This is a genomic window from Enterococcus sp. DIV2371 (assembly GCF_050498525.1).
GTDB classification, from domain to species: Bacteria; Bacillota; Bacilli; order Lactobacillales; family Enterococcaceae; genus Enterococcus_B; species Enterococcus_B mangumiae.
On record NZ_JBIPAJ010000001.1, the window covers coordinates 49,804 to 76,221 of the forward strand.

General features: G+C 37.2%; 24 protein-coding genes, 1 pseudogene and 1 riboswitch. Of the genes and pseudogenes, 17 read left to right on the forward strand and 8 right to left on the reverse strand.

Going from position 1 to position 26,418, the window contains the following annotated elements:
- Positions 1-118 precede the first annotated feature (118 nt).
- The 3 genes and pseudogenes from IGL24_RS00225 to IGL24_RS00235 all read right to left on the reverse strand — a co-directional run.
- Positions 119-262, reverse strand: a pseudogene (locus tag IGL24_RS00225) (YjbQ family protein); the annotation flags it as partial.
- A gap of 125 nt (positions 263-387) precedes the next feature.
- Positions 388-1,569 carry a helix-turn-helix domain-containing protein gene (locus tag IGL24_RS00230; protein WP_207699918.1) on the reverse strand — a complete coding sequence of 394 codons (1,182 nt, stop codon included), beginning with the start codon at positions 1,567-1,569 and terminating at the stop codon, positions 388-390.
- A 29-nt stretch (positions 1,570-1,598) separates the two neighbouring features.
- Positions 1,599-2,354 carry a hypothetical protein gene (locus IGL24_RS00235; protein WP_242699760.1) on the reverse strand — a complete coding sequence of 252 codons (756 nt, stop codon included), beginning with the start codon at positions 2,352-2,354 and terminating at the stop codon, positions 1,599-1,601.
- A 394-nt stretch (positions 2,355-2,748) separates the two neighbouring features.
- On the opposite strand from IGL24_RS00235, the gene IGL24_RS00240 reads away from it, so the two are divergent.
- The gene (locus IGL24_RS00240; RefSeq protein ID WP_207699917.1) at positions 2,749-3,117 is read left to right on the forward strand and encodes a hypothetical protein; all 369 of its coding nucleotides are present in this window, start codon (positions 2,749-2,751) and stop codon (positions 3,115-3,117) included.
- A 97-nt stretch (positions 3,118-3,214) separates the two neighbouring features.
- On the opposite strand, the gene IGL24_RS00245 is transcribed toward IGL24_RS00240, so the two are convergent.
- Complete coding sequence (locus IGL24_RS00245; RefSeq protein ID WP_207699916.1) at positions 3,215-4,702, reverse strand: helix-turn-helix domain-containing protein; 1,488 nt, start codon at positions 4,700-4,702, stop codon at positions 3,215-3,217.
- Positions 4,703-4,968: 266 nt separating this feature from the next.
- On the opposite strand from IGL24_RS00245, the gene IGL24_RS00250 reads away from it, so the two are divergent.
- The 5 genes from IGL24_RS00250 (at position 4,969) to lacD (ending at position 10,924) form a co-directional block, all read left to right on the forward strand.
- On the forward strand, positions 4,969-7,662 hold the full coding sequence (locus tag IGL24_RS00250) for a bacterial Ig-like domain-containing protein (RefSeq protein WP_429968369.1): 2,694 nt from the start codon (positions 4,969-4,971) through the stop codon (positions 7,660-7,662).
- Positions 7,663-8,022: 360 nt separating this feature from the next.
- Complete coding sequence (gene lacA, locus IGL24_RS00255) at positions 8,023-8,454, forward strand: galactose-6-phosphate isomerase subunit LacA (RefSeq protein WP_207699914.1); 432 nt, start codon at positions 8,023-8,025, stop codon at positions 8,452-8,454.
- 17 nt (positions 8,455-8,471) lie between these two features.
- Positions 8,472-8,987, forward strand: coding sequence for a galactose-6-phosphate isomerase subunit LacB (gene lacB / locus IGL24_RS00260; RefSeq protein ID WP_207115944.1), 516 nt, complete (start codon positions 8,472-8,474; stop codon positions 8,985-8,987).
- A 12-nt stretch (positions 8,988-8,999) separates the two neighbouring features.
- The gene (lacC, locus tag IGL24_RS00265) at positions 9,000-9,932 is read left to right on the forward strand and encodes a tagatose-6-phosphate kinase (protein WP_207699913.1); all 933 of its coding nucleotides are present in this window, start codon (positions 9,000-9,002) and stop codon (positions 9,930-9,932) included.
- Between the two features lie 17 nt (positions 9,933-9,949).
- On the forward strand, positions 9,950-10,924 hold the full coding sequence (gene lacD / locus IGL24_RS00270; RefSeq protein ID WP_207699912.1) for a tagatose-bisphosphate aldolase: 975 nt from the start codon (positions 9,950-9,952) through the stop codon (positions 10,922-10,924).
- Between the two features lie 114 nt (positions 10,925-11,038).
- Here lacD and IGL24_RS00275 read toward each other — a convergent pair whose 3' ends face one another.
- The gene (locus tag IGL24_RS00275; RefSeq protein ID WP_207115947.1) at positions 11,039-11,785 is read right to left on the reverse strand and encodes a DeoR/GlpR family DNA-binding transcription regulator; all 747 of its coding nucleotides are present in this window, start codon (positions 11,783-11,785) and stop codon (positions 11,039-11,041) included.
- Between the two features lie 428 nt (positions 11,786-12,213).
- Here IGL24_RS00275 and IGL24_RS00280 point away from each other — a divergent pair, with 428 nt between their 5' ends.
- The 6 genes from IGL24_RS00280 (at position 12,214) to IGL24_RS00305 (ending at position 16,933) form a co-directional block, all read left to right on the forward strand.
- Positions 12,214-12,522 carry a PTS lactose/cellobiose transporter subunit IIA gene (locus IGL24_RS00280; RefSeq protein WP_207115948.1) on the forward strand — a complete coding sequence of 103 codons (309 nt, stop codon included), beginning with the start codon at positions 12,214-12,216 and terminating at the stop codon, positions 12,520-12,522.
- Between the two features lie 15 nt (positions 12,523-12,537).
- A complete protein-coding gene (locus IGL24_RS00285) occupies positions 12,538-14,190 on the forward strand; it encodes a lactose-specific PTS transporter subunit EIIC (RefSeq protein WP_207699911.1) in 1,653 nt (550 codons plus the stop codon).
- Between the two features lie 18 nt (positions 14,191-14,208).
- The gene (lacG, locus tag IGL24_RS00290) at positions 14,209-15,612 is read left to right on the forward strand and encodes a 6-phospho-beta-galactosidase (protein ID WP_207699910.1); all 1,404 of its coding nucleotides are present in this window, start codon (positions 14,209-14,211) and stop codon (positions 15,610-15,612) included.
- 385 nt (positions 15,613-15,997) lie between these two features.
- Complete coding sequence (locus tag IGL24_RS00295; RefSeq protein ID WP_207115951.1) at positions 15,998-16,237, forward strand: type II toxin-antitoxin system RelB/DinJ family antitoxin; 240 nt, start codon at positions 15,998-16,000, stop codon at positions 16,235-16,237.
- The gene (locus tag IGL24_RS00300) at positions 16,234-16,530 is read left to right on the forward strand and encodes a type II toxin-antitoxin system RelE family toxin (protein ID WP_207115952.1); all 297 of its coding nucleotides are present in this window, start codon (positions 16,234-16,236) and stop codon (positions 16,528-16,530) included. Before IGL24_RS00295 ends, IGL24_RS00300 begins: the two co-directional genes overlap by 4 nt.
- A gap of 262 nt (positions 16,531-16,792) precedes the next feature.
- Positions 16,793-16,933 (forward strand): hypothetical protein, encoded by a 141-nt coding sequence (locus tag IGL24_RS00305; RefSeq protein ID WP_429966268.1) that lies wholly within the window; start codon positions 16,793-16,795, stop codon positions 16,931-16,933.
- A 165-nt stretch (positions 16,934-17,098) separates the two neighbouring features.
- On the opposite strand, the gene guaA is transcribed toward IGL24_RS00305, so the two are convergent.
- The 3 genes from guaA to IGL24_RS00320 all read right to left on the reverse strand — a co-directional run bounded on the left by guaA (position 17,099) and on the right by IGL24_RS00320 (position 20,885).
- Positions 17,099-18,664 (reverse strand): glutamine-hydrolyzing GMP synthase, encoded by a 1,566-nt coding sequence (gene guaA / locus IGL24_RS00310; RefSeq protein WP_207115374.1) that lies wholly within the window; start codon positions 18,662-18,664, stop codon positions 17,099-17,101.
- A gap of 58 nt (positions 18,665-18,722) precedes the next feature.
- Complete coding sequence (coaA, locus tag IGL24_RS00315) at positions 18,723-19,646, reverse strand: type I pantothenate kinase (protein ID WP_206854670.1); 924 nt, start codon at positions 19,644-19,646, stop codon at positions 18,723-18,725.
- 318 nt (positions 19,647-19,964) lie between these two features.
- Complete coding sequence (locus tag IGL24_RS00320) at positions 19,965-20,885, reverse strand: LysR family transcriptional regulator (RefSeq protein ID WP_207115373.1); 921 nt, start codon at positions 20,883-20,885, stop codon at positions 19,965-19,967.
- A gap of 450 nt (positions 20,886-21,335) precedes the next feature.
- Positions 21,336-21,503: riboswitch (M-box (ykoK) riboswitch) on the reverse strand.
- A 326-nt stretch (positions 21,504-21,829) separates the two neighbouring features.
- Here IGL24_RS00320 and IGL24_RS00325 point away from each other — a divergent pair.
- The 5 genes from IGL24_RS00325 (at position 21,830) to IGL24_RS00345 (ending at position 26,383) form a co-directional block, all read left to right on the forward strand.
- On the forward strand, positions 21,830-22,435 hold the full coding sequence (locus IGL24_RS00325) for a class I SAM-dependent methyltransferase (protein WP_207699908.1): 606 nt from the start codon (positions 21,830-21,832) through the stop codon (positions 22,433-22,435).
- A 397-nt stretch (positions 22,436-22,832) separates the two neighbouring features.
- The gene (locus IGL24_RS00330) at positions 22,833-23,849 is read left to right on the forward strand and encodes a substrate-binding domain-containing protein (protein ID WP_207699907.1); all 1,017 of its coding nucleotides are present in this window, start codon (positions 22,833-22,835) and stop codon (positions 23,847-23,849) included.
- A 140-nt stretch (positions 23,850-23,989) separates the two neighbouring features.
- Positions 23,990-25,291 carry a pyrimidine-nucleoside phosphorylase gene (locus IGL24_RS00335; protein WP_207115371.1) on the forward strand — a complete coding sequence of 434 codons (1,302 nt, stop codon included), beginning with the start codon at positions 23,990-23,992 and terminating at the stop codon, positions 25,289-25,291.
- Between the two features lie 13 nt (positions 25,292-25,304).
- On the forward strand, positions 25,305-25,967 hold the full coding sequence (gene deoC / locus IGL24_RS00340) for a deoxyribose-phosphate aldolase (protein WP_206854651.1): 663 nt from the start codon (positions 25,305-25,307) through the stop codon (positions 25,965-25,967).
- A 17-nt stretch (positions 25,968-25,984) separates the two neighbouring features.
- Complete coding sequence (locus tag IGL24_RS00345; RefSeq protein ID WP_206854649.1) at positions 25,985-26,383, forward strand: cytidine deaminase; 399 nt, start codon at positions 25,985-25,987, stop codon at positions 26,381-26,383.
- The last annotated feature ends 35 nt before the right edge of the window (positions 26,384-26,418 follow it).

Consider the following 26,418-nt stretch of genomic DNA (forward strand, 5'->3'; position numbering starts at 1 on the left):
GACGAAACTACAGCCTCATCTCAACCAATGGGAGTCGGTAGAGAGAGTGTGGTTTCGTCTGTTTTGTCTAGCCATCAATGGTGGATCAGGAATGAATGGGAAACCCCGCGGAAGAAAATTATTCTCCCATCACCATGATGTGACATGTTTGGTTTCTTACACGATTTTGATCAAAGTCTACGAAGTAAATATAGCCAACAGAACCGATCTCTAATTTTCCTTCGCTCAAAATAAAGCTTTCGCTTGCGCCGAAAATAGAAGTGTGTAATTGAGATAAGCCGTCAAGTTAAAAAATAGGCAATATTTTTTAACTTGACGGCTTATTAAAGAAAAAATTTTAGTAACTTACAGAATGTCAGAAGAATGCGTTATAGGGTTCAATTATCCTTATTTTCGACTAGGTGAAAAATGGATAATATTTGAATGATAATATTCTGCTCGAATCGTATCGTTGAATTTTGCTAAGAAGTTTTCATCGACACTGAGTAGGTTAGCTAGAAATGAAAGCTCAATATTGTATTTATCCAAAAAGTCATTTAATAAAAGAAGTTGATTTTCAAAAACAAAATGAAGAAGTGCTCGAATTTTACCCGGTTGGACAATTGGAATATCTTCATCTAGAGGTTCTTTTTGGCGCATATTGTATTTATTGAGCGAAGCATAAAAATATCTGTTTTCTTCAAAACTTAGTAACCCTAACTTATACGCACGATACTCTAAAGCAATGATTGAGACTAGGTATTTCATTTTCAATTCCACATAAGAGTATGGGTTCGATTTCTTTTTGATTTGTTTAAAATCATTGATAAACTCTTGTTCTGGAAGTAAGAAATAAGAGGCGAAGTCATTTGCTTCTTTTTCAATGACCTTATGCCCCTCTTTAGAAAGACTATCCATATCAATCAATCGATGCATCAAAAGGTGGCCTAGTTCATGTGCTAGATCAAAATTTCTTCTGACAGAAGATTTTTTTTGATTTCCTAAGATGATTAAGGGGCGATTTTCTTTCGTCCAAACACTATAGGCATCAATTTGTGCGCCCATATTTTTTTCAAGAATCGAAACCCCAGCCATTTCTAATTTATACAATAATTCTTTATTATTTTTTATTTTTAATTCAATTCTAGCTCTTTCTGCTAGGTGTTGGATAATCATTTTTTTATCAGTAGTTTTAGAAGTTGCATAATACTCTTCTTCAGATGCTTGTCTTAAGTGGTAGATCGTTTTTGGCGGCTCCTCCACATTCGCTTCAAAGGCTAAAATGAAATGACTAACGAAATTTAGATACGTTGTTTCCATCTTTGCTTTTTTTCTAGCTTCGCGATCTTCTGCTCTATAGGCAATCTGTTCCATGGTGGCTATGTTTTTAGTGAAAGTTTCAGTATAAAAGAATTGTGGTTTTACATAAAAAATTTGTTTGAATTCATTTACGATCTCGAATTTAGGCGCAGTATAGCCATTTTCATACTGCCATATCGCTTGCTCGCTGACATTGACTAGATTAGCGAGCTCTTTTCTGGAGAGACCTTTTAATTCTCGAACAGCTTGTAATTTCTCTCCGAAAAACATGGTTAACACATCCTAACGTTTTAATTTCATTAAATTTCCTTCTCTGCTATCTCTACAGCGACAGAAAGCCCAAAAGCATTTGGTTCTCCGGAAAAGATTGTTTGATCGGTCGTTTTTTCTTCTTTGATGATCGCTACATCATCATAGGTAAGCTCATACGGGCTAGTAACTATATAAGTAGATAAATCTTTTATCGAAACCAAACACATTGACTCACTATTTGGCATCATTAGATGGATAGAGTCAATTATTTTGGTGTCATCATTGATTTCGTATGTAACTATGTAAAATCGAGAACAAGCATGTTCAACTGCTAAAGAGCGACCTTCTTGGATAGCCTTGATTTCTTCGGGGTAATTTAATTCTAGTTCGATCTGTTCAGATTTTTCTAAAAGGGACAATCCTGATTTTTTAAATGCGGGAAGATTGAGATCGGCTAAGTCTGTTAGGTAATTTTTTTCTTTTTTTATCACGCCATCAAACGTTTGGCGGATCCGCCGAGAGTTCTTGACGATCAACATAAAAGTATCGGCTTCTTCATTTAGGGTGAACTGTAAATATTCCCATGTATAGCCAGCTTTTTCCACTGTAAAATCAATACCAGCACTTTGCCCTATTTTTGCTACTTGATCATCAATATGATTCCCTTTCGTCCAAGCATATGCACCGCTAACCAACATTTCCTTCTTCTTTGCTTTACGTTCATCAAGATAGTGTAAGTATCCTTTCAAAGTACCATCAACGATTGCTTGATAAATGCCTTCACTTAACTCGAATTCGTTCATAAAAACCTTCTATTTTTCAATTGATAGGAGTATTATACAATAATTTAGAAAGTAAAAACATTTATTTCGTGTTTTTTTTAAAGTGAAATGGAATTTGTTTAGGGGGATGACATTAGTCATTTCGCTTCTTCTAAAATTGGAATAAACGTTGCTAAAGAAGTAACTCCTCCATAAATAATTTCAAAATTCAAAGATAAATTATCGGCTTTTGATATGATTTCTTAAATTCGAGCAGCATTGCCCCAACCTCATGGACGATTATGACCCCAAAAAGGTATTTTCTGACTAATATGGGAAATCATCGGCAGAAAATGATATAAGTGATGTATATCTATTTGTGAAGAAGTTAAATAGTTAGTCTATGTAAAACATCTATTTTGGAGTTGATACGAACATGAAAATCATACTAAGCAATATATTAAGAAACGTGATACTTGCGTTATATGCGAGTGTAATGGCTATTGGCATCGCAAAAATATTGTCAAAACAAGAGTTAGTTATATTGCACCCAAGTACTATCGGATTGATTTTAGGATTAGCTACACTAGGAGAACAAACTATTCAACAAAAACTTGGCAAACTCAAAGTATTTTTACTGTTGTTTCTTCTGTCATATACATTTGAAAAGACATTGGAATACCTGGATAGTATAAAAATCAGTGTACCACTTCATGATTATCTATGGATCATGTCCATCGCTTCTTTAGGGGCTTGTTTTTATTATCTAAGGCATTACTTTGTAAAAAAAGAGCAGAAATCTTAACTTACTTTTAGACACATCTAGTCAAAGATAATAAAAGGACTGTAGAATCATGTTAGATTCCGCAGTCCTTTTATTCTGTCAACAATAGAGTAAGCGCTTAAAATTTACGAACTTGATGTTTCTGCTTCATTTGTTTATCTAGATAGGTTTCTTGAATCAGGAAGAGTAGTTCTTTCCATCTTGTTGCATTATCTAGTGAATCTAAATAAAAAATCTTCTTATTCGATGTAGGCCGTTCTAGCATATCTGTGATGACGATGTCTGATAGAGAATAATTATCTGTGATCATAATTTGCTTTTCATTAAATAAATGTCTAAGCTGATTTTCAACAAAAAAGCTTGCAGTAAAGTCTTTGGATAGGTGCAAATAGATTTTCACTTCTGACTTCATTTCAGAGGTGAAAAGAGTATATAGTTGATTTGCTAAGTAATGTTTGTGCTTTTCATTCATAGTAAGGGGAGATAGGTTCGTCTCAATGATCGACATGTATTCATTTTTTACCTCGGAATGAAACGACCAAGAAGGGATAAATAAATCAGAAAAGCAATCTAATGTATCGCCAACTAGAAAATAAAAAGTATTGAATAATGTTATATAGTAGTTAAATAAACATCGTTCTTCCTCTAGAATACCCTCTTCGATCAACATCGTGTTCATTCTAAGGACATCATTAGACAGCGTACAGTAAGGATGGATTTCATTCACGAAAGCTTTTCCTAAATTGATTTTTTCCTTTGTTTGAATGACATCTGAAATAAAAATACGTGCAAGAAAGTTAAAATATTGAATTTCCGTTTTCTCCACATTTCTTTCGAGAGTGCCAAAGGTGTCCTGTTCAAAAATTGAAGCTACACCAATAATCTCATGAATAATCGTGAAGAGCGTTTGGATCAATTGGTCTTTTGGTTGGGGAACGTAATTCTGGTTCCTGATCCTGATTTGCAAAATAGCATAGAGAATACATAGCGATCTATTTTTTATATTTGACCGTTGATGCGAGTAAATCAAAATGTCTTCTGGAATATTCTCTAGAATACTTTCGAGGGGCATGTCGTAGAATGGCCATTCGATATCTTGAAAAGAATCTTGCAAGAATAAATAAGAAAATAAGCGTATATTCATTTCATTTCCCTTTAAAGAAAAATTTCCTTTTGAAATAGTGATCATGAAATCAAAAGATGAAAAGAAGTTATTTAAATGTTGTGTGATTTTATTCAAATAACTGTTCGAGATAAAAAGTTCATTTAGAATGGTAGCCTTGTCCAGTGAAGTTCGAGTAAGTATTAGAACAGTATAATTAAAAATCGTATTTGTTTTAAGTAATTGCAGCTTTAAATTGTATGCTACATCGATTGCTTCTGATTTAAACGTGGGATGGATGTGAATCATGCCAGATTTTTTTATTACGATAAAGTCTTTAAGTCCTTGATGCTCTTCCAAATGTTTTTTTATCGTTGAAATTGTTTCTCTAATGGTTCTTTTAGATAACTTCAAATCTCGTGAAATCTCATCAGTCGTTGTTTGATCTTTATTTACAATGAAAAATAGAACTGCCAATTCTTTTCTTAAATAGTCCGGTATCATTTGCTAACTTACTCCATTTCTTGAATACAATTTTTGTTGTTTGTTCTACAAAAATTGTGGATAGTAGTCGTTTTTTCGTCATGTTATTATATCACTGTTGGTATAGATATGTAAAATGATATAATGTTATTTTTTAAAATATTAACCTTGAATTTCAAGCTTTTTTATTTTTATTAACGTTATTTTTGGAGTGGTTGAAAAATACATTTATCAAATTTACATACCTGAATTGAGAGATATGGTTGAAAAAGAAATGGAGAGAAGCAATGAAAAAGAAATGGATAGCTATTTTTAGTGCCGTGTTGTTAGTAAGCCCTTCCTTAATAGGGACAGGACAAGTAGTGGCGGAGACTATTGAAACAGAGCAGTCACAGGAACTAGAGACACAAGAGAGTAGTGAAGGGGATATAGCTACTGGTAGTGCTGAAAGAACTCTTGAAGATAGCACAACTAGTGAACCAATTGAAAGTATCGTAGAAGATTCTACCGATCAATCCGGTCGTCCTGAGGGAATAAATGAGTCACCAATTTTAAGTGAAGATCCAACTTCCATGACAGAAACGGTAGATAGTTCCTTGGCTAACGCAGTTGAAGAGGATTTAGTGTCGCAAGAAGACACAACAACTGGAGAAGTCAGTTTAACAGCTAATACAGTTACATCTGGTCACTTGGGTACAGTTGATTGGGAAATTGACGCCGATGGAACTTTACACATTGGGGCGGGTCAACTATCTTCATCGGTTATGTCGAATGGTAGTTCACCGTTTTTTTTCTATAGTGATCAAATTACTTCAATCATTTTTGACGGAAAGGTAACAGCAGGGGATTCTTTAGAAATGCTATTTTATGGTTTGAACAAAGTGACAAAAATAGAAAACCTAAGCTATCTTGATACGAGTCAAACGACTAGTATGCATTATATGTTTTGCAATATGTCTGCGCTAACTTCCATTGATGTATCAAGGTTTGACACAAGTAAAGTAACGGATATGAGACAGATGTTTTCTGGGGCAAGTAGTTTGTCGACCCTTGATGTATCAAAATTTGATACAAGTTCTGTCATATATATGGGGCAAATGTTCTATGACATGAGAAGTTTAACATTCCTTGATTTATCAAATTTTGAAACACCTAATCTGACGAATATGATGGGCATGTTTTCCTATGCAAGTATAAAATCACTGGACATATCAAATTTTAATACCTTACAAGCAACTATGGGTCCAGATACTTTTTGGCAAACACCGCTCGAACATATCAAGTTAGGAGAAAATTTTGTATTTAAAGATTCTTTATTAGGCGCACCACCAATTGATACTACTTATATTGGCAAATGGCAGAAAGATCAGTCTGGTCCTCTTTACACTTCTTTAGAGTTAGCAACTAATTATATGGGTGCGACTATGAAGGGAGATTGGTATTGGGCAACTTCACAAGAAAGTATTGAGGTGATTGATTCCTCTATTTATGAAGGTGATAAATGGGAAGCAAAAGATAATTTTATTGATGCAAAAGATAAAGACGGGAATCCAGTGGCTTTCGAAGATTTAACAGTGGAAGGCACAGTGGATACAACGAAAGCCGGCACATATGAAGTGAAGTACAGCTATGACGAAGTGACTAGTATTGCTACAATCACAGTCAAAGCAATCCAAACGGCAGTGAATATCCATGATTCCATCGTGTATATCGGTTCAAATTGGCGTGCAGAAGATAATTTTGACAGTGCGGTCGATAAAGACGGCGGCCTAGTAGATTTCGAAGCTGTGACAGTTGAAGGTACAGTGGACACTACGAAAGCCGGCACATATGAAGTGAAATACAGCTATGACGGAGTGACAAGTATTGCCAAAATCACATTACAAGCGAACCAAACAGTAGTGAATGTCCATGACTCCACGCTCTATATAGGCATGGACTGGAAAGCAGAAGATAACTTTGATAGTGTGCTTGATGGAAATGGCGATCTTGTAGATTTTGGAGCTGTGACGGTTGAAGGTACAGTAGACACTACGAAAGTTGGCACATATGAAGTGAAATATAGTTATAATGGTGTGACGAGTTTCGCTACAATTATAGTGCAGGCGAATCAAACGGCAGTAAATGTCCACGACTCTACACTCTATATCGGAACGGATTGGAAAGCAGAAGACAACTTTGATAGTGCAGTGGATAAAGATGGCAACTCAGTAGATTTCGGAGCTGTGATAGTCGAAGGTAGTGTAGATACAGCGAAAGTCGGCACGTATGAAGTAAAATACAGCTATGACGGAGTGACAAGTAGTGCTACAATCACAGTCAAAGAAATCGGTACGACAGCAGTAAATGTCCATGACTCCACAGTTTATATTGGATCCAATTGGAAAGCAGAAGATAATTTTGACAGTGCGGTTGATGAAAATGGTGACCCAGTAGGTTTCGAAGCTGTAACAGTCGAAGGTATGGTGGATACAACAAAAGTCGGCACGTATGAAGTAAAATACAGCTATGACGGAGTGACAAGTAGTGCTACGATCACAGTCAAAGAAGTCGGTACGACGGCAGTAAATGTTCATGATTCCACGCTTTATATCGGAACGAATTGGAAAGCAGAAGACAATTTTGACAGTGCAGTTGATGAATACGGCAACCCAGTAGGTTTCGAAGCTGTGACAGTCGAAGGTAGTGTGGATACAACGAAAGTCGGTACGTATAGAGTAACCTATAGCTATGCCGGTGTAACGAGTACCGCTGCAATCACTGTGAGAGATAAACAGAAAACTGGAACTACAAATAATGGTAATAAAGGTCAAAATTCTCAAAATATTAGCAATACAAGCAAGAATACAAGCAACAAAAAAACTAGCAATAAAAATTTTCCTCATACCGGAGAGCAAACAAACAATATATGGCAACTCGCTGGAGTATTCACGCTTCTTTTTTCATTGTTCTATTTAGCAAGAAGGAAGAAAGTGGATTAAGGTGAATTTATATTATCCTTCCTACTTTATTTGTAGGAAGGTTTTTGTGTGTAGTCTTAAAAAGAGTAGAGTACAAATTGATCAGAGCCGGTGATATAAAATTGTATTTCTTGATGTATGTATAAAGATTGCTCAATTTAGATGAAATATTTAGCAGAAATTAATAAACAAGTAGACGTCATTTCATTGAAAGTGACGTTTATTTTTGTTTGTTTGTGTTTTTAAAGAACGTAAATGTGTTGAATTATGTTTATAAATGTTCTATAATGTTTTTTGAGGTTGATATTATGTTTGTTTTAGAACAGTTCTAAAAATAATATTTATTTTAAATCGGAGTCGTGATTAAAGGAGGAGATTGTTTTGCGTGTCGTAATTGGATCAGATCAAGAAGGAATGGAATTAAAAAATGAGGTTAAAGTTTACTTAATTGAAAGCGGTTTTGAAGTCGTGGACAAAAGTGAGAAAGCAGCATCAGATTTTGTACATTCAACGTTGGACGTTATTCAAGAATTGCTAGCGGATAAAGAAAGTTTAGGCATCGTTTTTGATGGATATGGCGCAGGTAGTTTTATGGTAGCAAGCAAAGTAAAGGGGATTATAGCAGCTGAGGTTTCCGATGAACGTTCAGCTTATATGACAAGAGAACATAATAATTCTCGTGTGATCACTCTTGGCGCAAATATTGTTGGTAAAGTATTAGCAAAAAATATTGTGCGAGAATTTCTTCAAGCAAATTATGATGGTGGTCGACATCAAATACGAGTTGATATGTTAAATAAAATGTGCGAATAAGAGGGAGATGAAGGGATATGAAAATAGCAATCGGATGTGACCATATTGTTACAGATACTAAAATTGCTGTATCAGATTTTTTGAAAGCTCAGGGATATGAAGTTGTTGATGTCGGAACTTATGATTATACGCGCACTCATTATCCTATTTATGGCAAAAAAGTAGGAGAAGCCGTAACGAGTGGAGAAGCTGATTTGGGTGTTTGTTTATGTGGGACGGGTGTTGGTATCAATAATGCTGTAAATAAGGTGAAAGGGATACGAAGTGCGTTGGTTCGGGACATGACAACCGCAGTCTATGCGAAAGAAGAGTTAGATGCTAATGTGATTGGATTCGGCGCTAAAATCACAGGTGAGTTTTTGATTTGTGACATTATTGAAGCGTTCATTAAAGCCGAGTATCAACCAACGGAAGAAAATAAAAAGCTGATCGCTCAAATCAAATCATTGGATCATCAAAGTGAAGAACAATTACAGCAAGATTTTTTCCATGAATTCATTGAAAAATGGGATCGTGGAGAATATCACGATTAGAGGAGAAGAAGGATGATTTTGACGATTACGATGAATCCATCGGTTGATATTTCTTATTCATTTGAAAGTTTTTCTGAAGATACAGTCAACCGTGTCGATAAGGTAAGGAAGACAGCTGGTGGAAAAGGATTGAATGTGACACGTGTGCTAAATCAACTTGGGGCAGAAGTGAGCGCTAGCGGCTTATTAGGTGGATTTTTAGGAGAGCAAATCAGGAGTGAGCTAGACGAAAGTGGCATCAATCAATCGTTCACTCAGATTAGTGGAGAGACGAGGAACTGTATAGCGATTTTGCATGAAGGAAGACAGACTGAAATTTTAGAAAAGGGTCCGACGATTACAGAAGAAGAGGCAACCCTTTTTTTGGAAGAGTTTAAGCGAACGCTCCGTTCAGCAGATTTGGCTGTCTTTTCTGGTAGCCTTCCTGCGGGAATTGAAAAGAATTTTTATGTAAACATACTTGAAATCTGTGCAGCGCAAGGTAAACCTGTTGTCTTGGATTGTGCGGGAGATCCGTTGAAGACAGTACTTGCAAGTCCAATAAAACCGCTGTTGATCAAGCCGAATACAGAAGAACTATCTGATTTATTAGGAGTCGAAGAAACGAATGATCCAAACAAAGTAAAACAAATGTTGAAAAATTCAATTTTCAAAGGGGTCGAATGGATCATCGTTTCTATGGGCGCAAAAGGAATGGTAGCAAAACATCACGAAATTTTTTATGATGTGACAATACCCAAAATCGATGTCGTTAATCCAGTTGGCTCAGGAGACGCTACAGTTTCTGGTTTGGCGTACGCATTATCTAAACATAAGGATGATGAGACGATATTAAAAACGGCGAATACTTTAGGAATGTTAAATGCCAAAGAGCCAACAACTGGTTATGTAAACCTAAGTAATTTTGATCAACTATTTGAAACAATCGAAGTCAAAATATTTTGAGACAAGGGGAACTGATGATGGAAAGATCAAGTGGAAAAAGAGAATATATCAAAAAGCTGAGTAATGAAGATTCAATGATCGGCGCTTTAGCAATCGATCAACGAGGCGCATTGAAAAAAATGTTTGCGAAATTTCAAACAACTGAAGTGAAAAATGAACAGATTGAACGATTCAAAGAGATCGTTTCTTCGGAGCTGACTCCTTATGCTTCATCTATTTTATTAGATCCGGAATTTGGTTTGCCAGCAGCGTCGGTTCGTGCAGAAAATGCAGGGTTGCTGTTAGCATATGAAAAAACGGGTTATGATGCGTCAACGCCTGGACGTTTACCAGATTCATTGGACGTATGGTCAGTGAAGCGTCTAAAAGAAGCTGGGGCAGATGCTTGTAAATTTTTGCTTTATTATGATATCAATGAGAGCGATGAAATCAATGATCGGAAAAAAGCTTACATGGAACGGATTGGCGCAGAATGTGTAGCAGAAGATGTTCCTTTCTTTTTAGAATTGCTTTCTTATGACGCAAACATCACGGATGTCTCGTCTAAGGAGTATGCAGCAGTGAAGCCCGAAAAAGTGATCAAAATGATGGAAGAGTTCTCGAAGCCGCGATATAACGTAGATGTTTTAAAAGTGGAAGTTCCTGTAAATATGAATTATGTAGAAGGATATTCGAATGATGAAATCGTCTATTCGAAAGAAGAGGCAGCTAGGTACTTTAAAGAACAAGCAGAAGCAACCGATTTGCCATTTATATTCCTAAGTGCCGGAGTATCAGCAGAATTGTTCCAGGAAACATTGCGTTTCGCGAAACAAGCAGGATCGACATTTAATGGTGTACTTTGTGGAAGAGCCACTTGGGCGAATGGCGTAGAACCTTTTGTTTTAGATAATGAAGAAGTTGTCAGGGATTGGATGAAAAAAGAAGGCAGAAAAAACATTCAGGAACTGAATGCAGTTATCAAAGAAACAGCGACATCTATTCGAGGATAGTAGTTTCAATTAAATAAAGAGAAACTTTACTAGAAGTTTTCAGCTTCAAGAAATAAACGGTGCCGCTCAAAATGGGAGATGATATTTTGGGTGGCACCGTCAATTCGTTCCACATCAATAGACTGTAATTGTCGAGTCAATCGAATGTTTCGAGTCAGCCTCTTCACCTGTAATCAAAGCCGTTAAGTTACTTAAGGAGAAGAACGTGTAAAAGTCTTCGCAATCGAGTTTAGAAGAGTCGACTAAAAGGTAACGTTCGGATGAATTGTTCAACGCAATTTGCTGTGTTGTTCCTTCTTCTAAAGTAGCGGTCATAATTCGATTGTCTTTTACTGCATTGGCGCCAACAAATGCTTTACCGAAGCGAATATCAGCTAATACTTTGTTTGCCATTTCGCCTAAGAAAGCACCTGTGAGTGGACGATATTGCCCACCAACTAAGTAGATTTGGTAATCTTCATGCTTGGTTTGCAAAATGTTGAATACTGGGAGACTATTTGTTATGATCCTAAGATGTTTGAAATCTAGTATCTGTGCGAGCAATTCAATCGTCGTACCTGGCCCTAAAAAAATAGTATCTTCTTCCGCGATAAATTTTTTTGCTTTTAAAACAATCTCTTTTTTCTCTTCAGGATTCAAAATCATTTTTTTCTCATGAGATAGTTCTTCTTTTTTATAGAAATTCATGCTTTGTGCACCACCATGAACACGTTTCAACTTCCCGGTTTTTTCTAATTCACCTAAATCTCTGCGAATCGTCATGTCTGAAACGTTTAATTTGGCCATCAATTCATTTACATCAACTACCCCGTTGATATTCACCAATTCTAGTATTTTATTTAGCCTTTCTTCTTTTAACATTTTTCGTAAACGCTCCTTTTATTAAGATTGTATAACACAATCATAGAACATGAGGTGTTTTAAATCAACAAAAACAAACACATCATAAAATAAAGTTTGTGAAAATTCTTTTATTTGCTTGATTATGTTTACAAATGTTTGTTTATGGATTATAATAAACAAGTAAAGTGGTGGAATTAGTGAATCAAAACAAAAATGTTCATCTTCATTTGAAGTAAATCATTTCTGTATAGGCCGCTTTATTAGTTTTAGGATTAGTAAAAGAGAATTTATTTTGTGGTACATGGTCATTTAGAAGTTTTAGTGCAATTTTAGTAACAATGATCCACTACATCTTTTAGCTACTAGTCATTACAACATGCTTATCAGTACAGTACTAAAAAATGTATGATCCGAGAATTAGAAAAAATTTTGGGAGGAAATTCAGTATGAATAGAGAAGAAGTTGCAATGATTGGTTTTGAGGTAGTTGCTTTCGCAGGAGAAGCTAGGTCTAAATTAATGGAAGCGCTAAACTATGCAGAACAGAAGAATTTTGAGTTAGCAGATCAGTTAGTTGAAGAGGCGAATAATAGCTTGATCGAAGCGCATAAATCACAAACGCAGATGTTAGCAGCAGAAGCAAGTGGTGAAAATATTGAGGTAGGCTTCATCATGGTCCATGCACAAGATCACCTGATGACGACAATGTTGCTAAAAGATACGATTAAACATTTATTTAATATTTATAAAAAATAGGGAGATGAGATTTTTATGAATAAGTTAGTTGTGCAGATCGAAAAAATGAAACCGTTTTTTCAGAGGATTTCTAATAATCCTTATTTGCGAGCGATACGTGATGGATTTATTAGTTTGATTCCAGTGATTCTTTTCTCCAGTATCTTTTTACTAGTCGCTTATGTTCCCAATATTTTTGGTTTCTACTGGAGTTCCTCAGTCGAAACTAATTTAATGAAAGCGTACAACAGTTCCATGGGATTGTTGGGGATGCTGATGGCTGCCACAGTCGCAAAAAGTTTAACTGATAACTTTAATAGTGATTTACCAAAAACGAATCAAATCAATAGTGTTTCCACAATGATTGCCGCGATTATTGGTTTCGTTTTGATAGGGGTAGATCCAATAGAAGCCGGTTTTGCTTCAGAGTATATGGGAACTAAGGGCTTATTGACAGCTTTTGTGGTTGGTTTTATTGTTCCTAATGTCTATCGTTTCTGCATAAAGAAGAATATTACGGTCAAAATGCCAGAGGAAGTTCCAGGTAATATTTCACAGACATTCAAAGATCTTATTCCTATTACGATTTCAGTTTTTATTTTTTGGTTGTTTGATTTAGGATTTCGTAGCTTAATGGATGTTGGTTTCTCAGAAAAAATCATCGAAGTATTCCAACCGATTTTTAGTGCCGCTGATGGTTACTTAGGTTTAGCACTCATTTTTGGTGCAATGGCCTTCTTCTGGTTTGTTGGTATTCACGGTCCGTCAATTGTAGAGCCAGCAGTTGCTGCCATTTATATTACGAATGTAGAAATGAACCTACAAGCATTTCAAAATGGGGAACAAGCGACGCGTGTTTTATCACAAGGCGTGCAATACTTTGTTGCGACACTTGGAGGGACAGGTGCAACGTTAGTGATCACATTGATGTTTGCTTTCTTAGCTAAGTCCAAACAAATGAAAACAATCGGGCGTGCGTCATCTGTACCAGTATTATTTGGGGTCAATGAACCGATTTTGTTCGGCGCCCCTATCGTTTTGAATCCTGTCTTTTTTATTCCTTTCATCACAGCACCAATTGTAAATGTTTGGTTGTTTAAATTCTTTATTGATGTATTGGGAATGAACGGGTTTATTTATAACTTACCGTGGACAACACCGGCTCCTGTAGGGCTGATTTTAGGAACAGGTTTCGCTGGCTTTGCTTTTGTTTTGATGCCACTGTTACTGATTGTTGACTTTATTATCTATTATCCATTCTTTAAAGTTTATGATAATGATTGCTTGAAAAAAGAAGAAGCACAGAAAGTCGAGCAAGAGAGTATGGTAAATGATAAAAAAGACGAAGTGGTCATTGAATTACCTACGGATACATCAAAGAAGAACGTTTTAGTTCTGTGTGCAAATGGTGCCACTAGTTCAATGTTAGCAAATGCAATAAAAAAAGGAGCAGGTTTAGAAGGTATTGATCTTGATTCCATAGCAATGGCGTACGGGCAGCACAAAGATGTTATTGGAGATTTTGATTTGATCGTCTTGGCTCCTCAAATGGCTTCAATGTTAAAAGAATTAGAGAAAGATACTGAAAACTATTCAACCAAGGCAGTTTCAACTTCCGGCGCAGAGTATGTTTCTTTAGCAAGAGAACCAAAAGAAGCAGTGCGCTTTGTCTTTAAAAGTATCGATTGATCATTAGGAGGAACAACAATGAAGAGATTTCCAGACGATTTTGTTTTTGGCGCAGCAACCGCTGCATTCCAAGCGGAAGGAGCGATTACTGAGGGCGGCAAAGGAGAAACTTATTGGGAGAAATATCTAGCCGACCAAGGGGCGTTTGATCCAAGTCAAGCGAGTGACTTTTATCATAAGTATCCAGTCGACCTACAGCTAGCAAAGGAATTTGGTATCAATGGGATCCGAATTTCTATTGCTTGGTCAAGGATTTTTCCTGAGGGTGTAGGTGAACCTAACCAAGAGGGTGTCGACTTTTACCATCGCTTAATCGACGAGTGTCGGAAAAAGAATGTTGAACCGTTTGTGACCTTGCATCATTTTGATACACCTTATGTGCTTTATAAAAAAGGGGATTGGCTTTCAAAGGAAATGGTTGATGCGTATGTAAGTTTTGCTCGCTTTTGTTTTGAAGAGTATGGTGATAAGATTCATTATTGGATCACGATCAATGAACCATGGTCAGTTGTGGCAGGGCAATATATCATCGGTCATTTTCCACCTAATATCAAATATGATTTACCAAAAGCCATCCAATCAATGCACAACATGATGGTTGGACACGCGAGAGTCGTTCAAGCTTTTAAGGAGAAACAAATAGATGGTGAGATCGGGATCGTGCATATTTTAGAGTCAAAGTATCCAATCACCGATACACAAGAAAATAAAAAAGCAGCGACGTATGAAAACATTTTAGCAAATCAGTTCTTATTAGATGCTACGCTTAAAGGGGAATATACACCGGAAACCCTGTCCGTTATCCGTTCGATTTTAGAAGAGAATAATGGTGAATTAGTGATCGATGATGAAGAGGCGCTTTTATTGAAATCCGCCGCGTCAGCAATTGATTTCTTAGGGATCAATTACTATGCTAGTCACTTCCTACAAGAATACAATGGAGAATCTCAAATCTTGCATAATGGGACTGGAGAGAAGGGGAGTAGTATTTTTGCGCTGAAAGGAGTCGGTGAACGAGTAAATAATCCTGAAATTCCGACAACTGACTGGGATTGGCCAATCTACCCTCAAGGATTAGAAGATATGCTTACCTACATCAAAGAACGTTATCCCAATTACAAAAAAATATATATTGCAGAAAATGGTTTGGGTGATAAAGATATATTAGAAGGTGACACGGTAGTCGATACGAATCGGATCGACTATGTGCGTCTACACTTACAATCAATCTTGAATTGTTTGGAGAAGGACATCAATATCTCCGGTTACTTTATCTGGTCATTAATGGATGTATTCTCATGGACAAATGGTTACAATAAACGTTATGGATTATTCTATGTTGATTTTGCGACACAAGAACGTTATCCAAAGGAAAGTGCCTTTTGGTATAAAAAAATTAGTGAGGAAAGAATTCTGTCCTAGGGATACTGTAAGAGGGGCGAGTGAAATAGACTTTGGATAGTTATAAAGCAGGAAAAAAATATTGATTAGGCATATTTTTTCCTGGCTTTGTTTGAATACTACTATTAGGAGATATGCTATAACATACTCTAAAAAGTCAAAAGTTTTAATGATTACCACTATCTAATCTTAGTCGAGAAGATAGTGGTCTTTTTTTATTTCAGGATGAAAGGAATCAATATTTCGAAAAGTAAATTAGTCTGATAACAAAAATTACTAATAAAATGAACGAAAAAGCAAAAATGAAATCATTAAATGAACTTTAAAAGGTAATAGATTTTGGGCTATCCTACTTTTTTTATACACTAAAATGGTGTATAATAGGTGTATGGTTAGGAGGGATTACATGTCAACAAAAGAAAGATTGAATGTTAATTTGGATTCTGAGTTAAAGAAAAATACAGCAGAAACATTAGAAACATTGGGACTTGATTTTACAACTGCCATTAATATCTATTTTAAACAAATAGTAAGCAAACAAAAAATTCCTTTTGAAATATCCGCTCAAAAATATTTCTCTGCCGAAGAAGTTATGGGGGAAAATTGGAGAGAAGACCTAGATAGCGTTGAGGACGAATGGGAATGAGTTACAAAATAAAGTATACCCCTGCTTCAAAAAAAGATTATGACAAACTCGACAATAGTCAAAAATTGCAAGTAAGGAAGTCTTTAAAAAAAATTGAGGAGTTTGGATTAGACATTGGACAACCTCTTAAAGGAAAACTAGTAGATTGCAAAAAAATGAAGCATAAAAAATTAGGATTACGAGTGATATACAAACAATCTGATTTAGGTATTGAAATAATTGAAATTGTAGTGATTGGTAAACGGGAAGAAAAAGAAGTCTACAGGGAAGCTGAAAAAAGATTAGGTAGATAGAAGATTATTATTTTAAAAAGGGATCAAAAACTTAAAGTTTTTGATTCTTTTTTTAGATGGTTCTACTGATAAATGAATAGCATAGTATGCTTTTATATAATGGGAGAATGGTACTATTTTCGTTATTTACTCCAACTTTCATTCAGTTGATTTGATAGGGTGCTAGTTATTTAAGAATAATTTTTTTAAAAGGGAACTACTTGTATGTTTTTTTCTCTAATATAATACGGATATAGAACTCACCTATGAAAATGAAGGTAAGTTGAAAGAATCTAACTTATTGAAAAGCAGTTTGTCAAGTGACGGGAAAGTTCTTTGGTATTTTGATTTTATTGGGTATGATGAGCAAGATGTATTAAGTGTTCAAATTGATGGAAAAGATGTCATTATATTGAAAAAATAGGTGAGTGAACTAAAATTTTTTTACAAAGCACTATTTTTCTATAAAAATAGTGAACACAAGAATTAGATTTTTTGTTTCACTTTCAAGGACAGCTTTTTCCTAAAAATAAAGAAAAAAACCGTGAATCCCTTCATTAACAAAGGTTTCACGGTTTCTTTGATTATCCTATTCCCACTCCACAGTTGCTGGTGGTTTAGAGGTAATATCATACACGATACGGTTCACGTGTGCGACTTCATTGACGATACGTACAGAGATTTTTTGTAGTACATCCCATGGGATACGCGCAAAGTCAGCTGTCATGCCGTCGATCGAAGTGACTGCACGGATGCCGACTGTGTAGTCATACGTACGTCCATCGCCCATTACACCCACAGAACGGATGCCTGGTAAGACAGTGAAGTATTGCCAGATGTCACGGTCAAGACCGGCAGCGGCGATTTCTTCACGTAAGATCATATCTGATTCACGGACGATCTCAAGTTTTTCTTCAGTGATTTCACCTAAGACACGGATACCAAGACCTGGTCCAGGGAAAGGTTGACGCCAAACGATTGAATCAGGCATACCAAGCTGTGTACCTAATTCACGGACTTCGTCTTTGAATAGTGTATTCAATGGTTCGATCAATTCAAATTGCATATCCTCAGGCAAGCCACCTACGTTGTGGTGTGATTTGATCGTTTGGGCAGTTTCTGTTCCACTTTCGATTACGTCTGTGTAAAGTGTTCCTTGTGCTAAGAAAGATACGCCTTCTTCGCCAGCAAGTTTTGTTGCTTCGTCGTCAAACAAGTAGACAAACTCATTACCGATGATTTTACGTTTTTGTTCAGGATCAGAGACACCTGCAAGTTTATCTAAGAAACGCTCTCTTGCGTCTACTTTGATGATGTTCAAGCCGAATTTTCCGCCTAAGCTTTCCATGACTTGATCTGCTTCACCTTTACGCAATAGACCGTGGTCAACGAAAATCGATGTTAATTGATCACCGATCGCTTTTTGTAAAAGGACACCAACGACACTTGAATCCACTCCGCCAGATAAACCAAGTAGGACTTTTTTATCGCCGACTTGTTCACGGATTTTTTCGATTTGCATGTCGATGAAATTGTTCATTGTCCAATTTCCTTCACACTGACAAATGTCAAAAGCAAAATGACGTAATAATTCGATTCCGTATTCTGAATGACGAACTTCTGCGTGGAATTGGATACCGTAGAAGTTACGTTCTTTGTCTTGGATCGATGCGATCGGGCAGTCGTTACTTGTAGCAACAGTTTCAAAACCTTCTGGTACTTTCGTCACTAGATCTCCATGGCTCATCCAAACGGTTTGTTGTTTTGGTGTTTGACTGAATAGTGCCGCATCATCTGCTGTTACTTCAAGTAATGCTTTTCCGTATTCACGGTTTTTCGCTGGCTCAACAGAACCGCCAAGTTTGTACGTGATCAATTGCATACCATAACAAATCCCTAACACTGGAATCCCTAAATTGAAGATTTCAGGATCAATGCCAAAAGCATTTTCGTCATAGACACTGTTTGGACCTCCAGAAAGGATGATCCCTTTCGGATTCATGGCTTTCACTTCTTCAGCTGTAATGCGGTGGCTCAATAATTCAGAAAAAACACCTAAATCACGGATGCGTCGTGTAATCAATTGATTATATTGACTACCGTAATCTAGTACGATGATTTTTTCAACGTTTGTCATATCGGCAACGTTCGTCACATTTATTACCCCTATCCCTTTAAAATTTATCTCAAAATAGTTGAACTATTTTAAAATGCTAATATTTTCGCATGAAAATCGAATCGATGATATGATTTTCAGTTTTATGGAGAATTATATCGGCTCTTCCACGAGTAGGCAAGATATATTCGTTTAAATTCTTCAAATTCACATTTTTCCATACATCTCTTGCCATTTTGAATGCATCCTCACGATTGCCAATGGCAAATTGATAGTAATAGTTTTGTGGATGTTGAAAAGCTGTATCAAGTAATGCACCAAAGCGATCCAAATACCATTTTTCGATCAATTCAGAATCTGCATCCACATAAACAGAAAAATCAAAAAAATCACTGACGTAAATTTGTTGATTGGCTGGCAGTTGGAGCGTATTGATTCCTTCGACGATCAAAATGTCCGGTTGTTGGATCAGTTCATATTCATCGGGAATAATATCATAAACATCGTGAGAATAGACCGGTACTTTCGTTGTTTCTTGACCAGATTTTACTTGGTTAAGAAAGTCGATCAGCATTTCCATGTCATAGCTTTCTGGAAATCCTTTCCGATCCATGATGCCACGTTCTTTTAAGACTTTATTCGGATACAAGAAGCCGTCGGTAGTGATCAACTGGACATTTCTTCGTTTGAATGTTCGAGACAAGATCATTTGTAATAAGCGTGCAGTCGTACTTTTACCAACTGCGACACTTCCGGCAATCCCAATGATAAACGGTGGAACTTGGACGTACTTGTGTAGGAATAACCCTTTGCTCAGAGAGAGGGATTCAAACTCTTTCATATGAAGAAAGATCAAGTGTGCAAGTGGTACATAGATGTCGCGAACATCTTGCATGGAAATACGGTCGTTCAAACTTTTTATACTATTTAGTTCATCTTGTGTCAATGGAGCTTGACCATTTCGGTAAAATTCGCGCCACTCTTCTCTTGCCACACGGTAATAATTCATTGGATCATTCATACATAGCCTCCTGGATTCTCCCATCAATGGACCTATTTTAACATAAAAGAGCATCAAACCCTACCACTTAGGCGAGAAACTCATTGGTTTTTCTCAAATCAAAGGATGGAAGAATAAGTATTCCGTTTTTTTTCATAACAGAAAGGCGGGGAGGGCATAGATGGGATTTCAGTAAATAAAAAAGAAACATCCACAAAATTTTGAAGGGTAGATTTCGTGGATGTTTACTTATTTTATGAGGTTAAATATTTCTGTGTTGGCTTCTTGCCTGCATTTATTTTTGATCTTGGGTTCCTTGTCTTAGTTTGACAGTAAGGCTTATCGTTTTGACAAGTAAGAGGGTTGATTCTCTATCGAGGTTCTTTCTAAAGTTTTGTGACATTTTTGAGTAAAGATTGCTTGGATTTCTTTTTCAACTTCTGGATAGAAGTAAAAGTTTTTTGATTCACTATTTTTATAAAGATAAAAATGAATGGTCGGAAATGTTGGTAAAGAGACAAAACAAACGGGTTCAATGGTTAAGAGTTCTTGTGCAAAGGGATTGACTAATAACATTCCTTTGCCTTCTGTGATCATCTTCATTGCCCCTAAGCTATCTGGACAAACAATATATTTTGGTTCGCTCGTCAGCTGTTGTGCTACTTTTTTTGTGATCACTTGATGTTCGACATGATCGAGTAAAAAGATAAAAGGTAGCTCTTCAAGTATCTCCGTGGACAATGCACCATCTGGTTTTAGTAAATATTCACTGACTGCTACTTTGAGTTCTAAAGTCGCCAACCTTGTTTGAACAAATTTCGGGTGATCTAAGGTGGCAGAAGTAATCGCAAAATCGATTTCTTTCTGGCTTAGTTTATTCAATAAGTCCAATGAAGGAACATAGCGGTAGTCGATCGTAAAGCTTTGATGATGAGTTGGATACTTGTCTGCTTCAAAGATAAACGATGCATCACTTGTGCCAACACGCAAAGAAGGATAATCTACTGATTCATTTAATGAGATATTCAATTTCTTCGCTTCCGCCAAAATCAATTCTACGGAAGGAAGAATCGATTTCCCATGGCTACTCAACTTGATTTTTTTGCCATGACGTTCGAATAGTTCAGCCCCGATTTCTTGTTCTAAGCTTTTTAACGAACTACTTAATGAGGAAATACTGACATGGAGCTCTTTTGAAGCTTGTGAAAGACTATTGAAACGGGCAATCATATAGAAATACTCTAATTTTTCGATCGACATACACCTATGCCTCCTTTAACATTTTATTCTCCCCCTAAATTTCTCATGCGCCTTTTTAAAAAACAAGGGTTATATAGCAGGGCGCATAGAGATTAAACAATCCTTAATAAATGTGAAACGAATCACTATTACTTTTAATAGGAAATGAAACGTGACAGTTTAAACGGTTGCTAGTTGATTTTTATGCGAGTCAATGATTCATAGACTCTAGATCGAAGGCTAGTGATTGATAGGTTGCAATGGATGAAGTGAATCTCAACCAGGAAAGGGAATCAACACACCTAAGAAAGCAAAAGAATGTGGAATAAGACACGTTTACTTAAAGCGGTTTTCTACTGATTTTTTGGTGGCGTGTGGTTTTCTGACAACATAAAAAAGCCTCCTTAATATATAAAGGGCGGCGTACTCAAATAAACATTGGATAGTGTAATTTGCAATTGTAAGGCGCAATTGTAATCACGTTAATTGAGCTTTGGCTTTCTGAGACGTAAGAAACAAGTTCTAGTTATCTTGGAAAAGCCTTAATCCGACAATCCCTGCTTTACTCGTTACTGTCTCTCGACATTTCCGAGCGATAACCTATGTTCTTCAGAGTAACCTCACCTAATATGATTATTTTTTCATCCATATCATAAAGGGCAGTGGAAGTAATAGTCAATCATGCGCGTTTCATGAATAGAGATATCATGGAGATATTTGTCTTCTTAAAAACGATAATAGTAGGGTTTATGGGACTTCCATTGGTATTTTCTCTACTTTCACGAAACAGATTACACAAATACCGAAAAAGGAGAAGAGTGAGTAGCTAAGAAAAGTTTTTTCTTCCGTATCGCGATTAAATGGTTTTATTTATAAAAGAAAACCGAAGAAACACAGTTTCGCTTGCACCTTCTCAAGTAACACGATAGACTATGAACATCTAATAGATGAGAAGGATGGAAACTATGACGAATCATTATTATTCCGAACACCCAGAGACTGCTCATGAGTTTGATGAATGGTCATTTGAGTTAAGAGGAAAAACCTTTCAGTTCGTAACAGACTCGGGCGTGTTTTCACGTGAAACAGTCGACTATGGCTCACGCGTATTGATTGATGCTTTTGAATGGACGCAGTTACCTGAAGGCAAAATTTTGGATGTTGGTTGTGGCTATGGTCCAATCGGGCTTTCTCTTGCATATGCGAGTGAACGTTTTGTGGAGATGGTAGACATCAATGCTCGAGCAGTGGACTTGGCACAAGGAAATGCGAAGCGCAATCAAATCAAAAATGTAGCGATCTACCAGTCAAACATTTATGATGAAGTGGCAGAAACAGACTATGCTGCAATCGTCAGCAATCCGCCGATCCGTGCAGGCAAAAAAGTCGTACATGAAATCCTGACTGGTGCCTATGCCCGTTTGCGTACAGGTGGTACTTTAACGATCGTCATTCAGAAAAAGCAAGGCGCACCTAGCGCGCAAAAGAAAATGCAGGAAACATTTGGTAACGCAGAAATCGTGATCAAAGATAAAGGATATTATATTATCCGAAGCGTGAAAGAAGATTAAAAATAATCGCATAAAAACAAGGAAACAGTCGAAGGAATGAGTAGTCATTTCTTTAACTGATTAAGTGTACCAGGATGTCAAAACACCAATTAGCTCAGAAATATTGAGTTTAATTGGTGTTTTATTGTATGGTTACAATTTGCAAAAGGGTGTGTGGCCCAATGTACAAGATGCGCACTTATATCAAGTGGTTTAGTCATTGGAGGAAGGTAAATAAAGTTAACTGACGGGAAAGTGAGAGGTAACCTTGAAAAAGAACACGTCGTTTATCAAGTTTACCTAGCAAATAGTTATAGGTTACTGATTTACTTTTGGACAAGCCCTTTTTTCCTCTATCCATTTCGAAAACCATTTGGTACACTGTTAAGGAATTTACATATAAAAAGGGGGAACAAAGGTGAAACTGACAATTCGGGATATTGCTGAGATGGCGGGGGTTTCAGTGACGACTGTGTCACAAATCTTAAACAATAAAGGTAGTCGTTTTAGTGAAAAGACACGAAAAAAAGTATTAGCAATCGTGAACGAGCATCATTATAAACCAGATTATTTTGCTTCTAATGTGATCAATCGTCACTCAAAAACAATTGGCATGATCGTGCCAGATGTGACGGATTTCTTCTTTTCAAAAGTGATCGAAGGAGTCGAAAGCTATTTGAATCCACTTGGATATGTCATCATTCTTTGTAACTCCAGACATAGTCAAGAAAATGAGTTGAAATACTTGAGAGAGCTTTCTCATCGAGCGGTGGACGGCTTGTTACTGGCTACGCCAAATGTGTTGCCCCAAGAGTATGCACTGGATAGTGGTTTTTATAATAATATGCCGATCATCCTGATCGATCGTGGATTGAATCGTCGGGATAATGGTCGTTTGATCGTGAAAGAATATGAAGGCGCTTATCAAGCAGTCTCATTGTTGATCAAAAACGGCCATACGAAAATTGGTATGCTAAAGGAAACAACTGGGTATTATCAATTAGAGGAGCGATTTAACGGTTATCGTCATGCGCTGAAAGATCATGAGTTAGCGTTTAACGGGAAGTTTATCGAAGAAGGCGACCTGACTGTTCAAGGCGGATATGAAGCAAGTAAGCGTTTGTTACGTCACAAAGATGTAACGGCGGTATTTTGTGGGAACGATGCAATGGCAATCGGTTGTTACCAAGCCATCCATGAGATGGGCAAGCGCATTCCAGAGGATATTTCAGTGATTGGCTTTGATGGATTAAAATTGTCTGAGTATATGATCCCTAAGCTGACAACGGTCAAGCAACCAAGTTTTGATATCGGTTTTTATGCGGCTCGCTTTTTGATTGATACGATTGAATTTCCACAAAGAAAAGTTCCGAACAAAGTGTTCGAAACAAAATTAATTATTCGTGAGAGCGTAAAAACATTGACAAAGGTCTAGTTGGGCGTTATATTGCTTATGTAAGTGTTTACAAAGCTGGTAAGATACAATGCGAGAAACTAGTAAACCGGTTTACTAAAGTGGTTTACCTTTTCCGAATTTCCTGTATAATACCGAATGAAGACGAGGAGGATTACGTCATGCGGATGGTCGATTTGATTGAAAAAAAGAGAGATGGGCACCAGTTATCTAAGGAAGAAATCTCGTACATTATCACGAATTACACAAATGATAAAATCCCTGATTATCAAATCAGTGCATTATTGATGGCTATCTTTTATCAAGATATGACCGATGAAGAAATTACTGAGCTAACATTAGCAATCGCTCATTCTGGCGATGTGATCGATTTAAGTTCATTAGAAGGAATAAAAGTCGACAAACATTCTACCGGAGGCGTGGGAGATACTACTACATTGATCTTAGCACCTTTAGTAGCAAGTGTTGGCGCCACAGTGGCAAAAATGTCAGGACGTGGGCTTGGTTATACAGGCGGTACATTAGACAAATTGGAAGCTATTCCTGGATTTCGTATCGAGCTGTCTGACGAAGAATTTATACGTACGGTGAATGAAAGCAAAGTCGCTGTCATTGGGCAATCAGGTAATCTTGCTCCAGCAGATAAAAAATTATATGCCTTGCGTGATGTGACCGCAACGGTTAACTCGATCCCATTGATCGCTAGCTCGATCATGAGTAAGAAAATTGCTGCGGGTGCGGATGCGATCGTGTTGGATGTGACTACAGGTGACGGTGCCTTCATGAAAAATATTGATGATGCGAGACGTTTGGCGAAGACCATGACAAGAATCGGCAAGTTGGCGGATCGCCAAACAGTGGCAGTGATTTCTGATATGTCTGAACCGTTGGGCGAAGCAATCGGCAATAGCTTAGAAGTCGTTGAAGCAATCGAGACACTTCAGGGGAACGGACCGGAAGATTTAGTCGAAATGTGCTATGCTTTAGGTAGTCAAATGGTTGTGCTAGCAGGTAAAGCAACAACGATCGAAGAGGCTCGTGCGTTGCTTAAAGAAGCGCTCGAATCTGGAAAAGCTTTGGCGAAATTTAAAGAGATGATCAAAAACCAAGGGGGAGACCCGACGATCGTCGATCAACCAGAACGTTTGTTGACTGCTCGTTATACCTATGAATTGCCGGCAAAAGCGTCAGGTGTCGTTACAAAAATCGTAGCGAACGAATTAGGGATCGCAGCAATGATGCTTGGTGCAGGACGTAAAACGAAAGAAGACTCGATCGATCATGCTGTAGGGTTGCGATTGAATAAAAAAATCGGCGACAAGGTAGAAGAAGGGGAATCCTTATTGACGATCTACAGTAATGAAGAAGAAATCTCGTCAGTGATCGACTTGTTATATAAAAATATTGAAATTGGAAATAAGGCTGAGAAGCCAATATTGATACACGACATTATCACAGAGTAGAAGGAGAAGAGACATGGAATTAAATCGAATGATCGACCACACAATTCTAAAAGCAGATGCTACAAAGGCTGATGTAATGCGTATTATTGAGGAAGCAAAAAAACATCATTTCTATTCAGTATGTATTAATCCAACATGGGTTGCCTTAGCAAAAGAAGAATTAAAAGGTGAACCAGTTGCCGTTTGTACCGTCATCGGTTTTCCTTTGGGAGCGAACACAGCTGAAACAAAGGCATTTGAAACAGCGAATGCGATTGAAAATGGTGCGGATGAAGTAGATATGGTCATCAATATCGGTGCATTGAAATCTGAGCAAGACGATGTCGTGAAAAAGGATATCGAAGCAGTAGTTGAAGCAGCAAAAGATCGCGCGTTAGTGAAAGTGATCATCGAAACAGCATTGTTGGAACAAGCAGAGATCATCAAAGCTTGCGAATTGGCGAAAGCTGCGGGCGCTGATTTTGTGAAGACTTCTACTGGATTCTCAACAGGTGGAGCAAGAGTGGAAGATATTCGCTTGATGCGTGAAACGGTTGGGCCAGAGATGGGTGTTAAAGCTTCTGGCGGTATCCATAATGAAGCGGAAGCTGTTGCAATGGTCGAAGCGGGTGCGACAAGAATCGGCACAAGTGCAGGTGTAGCAATCATGTCCGGTTCAACTGGCGAAGGCTATTAATTTCTAAGGAGAAAAAGATGTCAGAAATCAAACAAGAATGGATCGATATCGCGATCGACGCTTTGGATAAAGCGTATGTTCCTTACTCCAAATTTCCAGTCGGTGCTTGTTTAGTGACAGCCTCTGGGAAAACCTATCAAGGATTGAATATCGAAAATGCGTCATTTGGTTTAACGAATTGCGCAGAACGTACCGCATTTTTTAAGGCAGTATCCGAAAAAGAAATGGATTTTGCTCATCTAGTCGTTGCAGGACACACGCCTGAGCCGATTTCTCCATGTGGCGCCTGTCGCCAAGTCATGGCAGAATTTTGTGACGCAGAGATGCCAGTCACGTTGGTAGGCGACCACGGTGTGACGAAAACAATGACCGTGAGAGAGTTATTACCTTACGCATTTTCAGAAAAAGATTTATAAACTATGTTCAATTCAGTCAGCTGACTGTTGAAAAA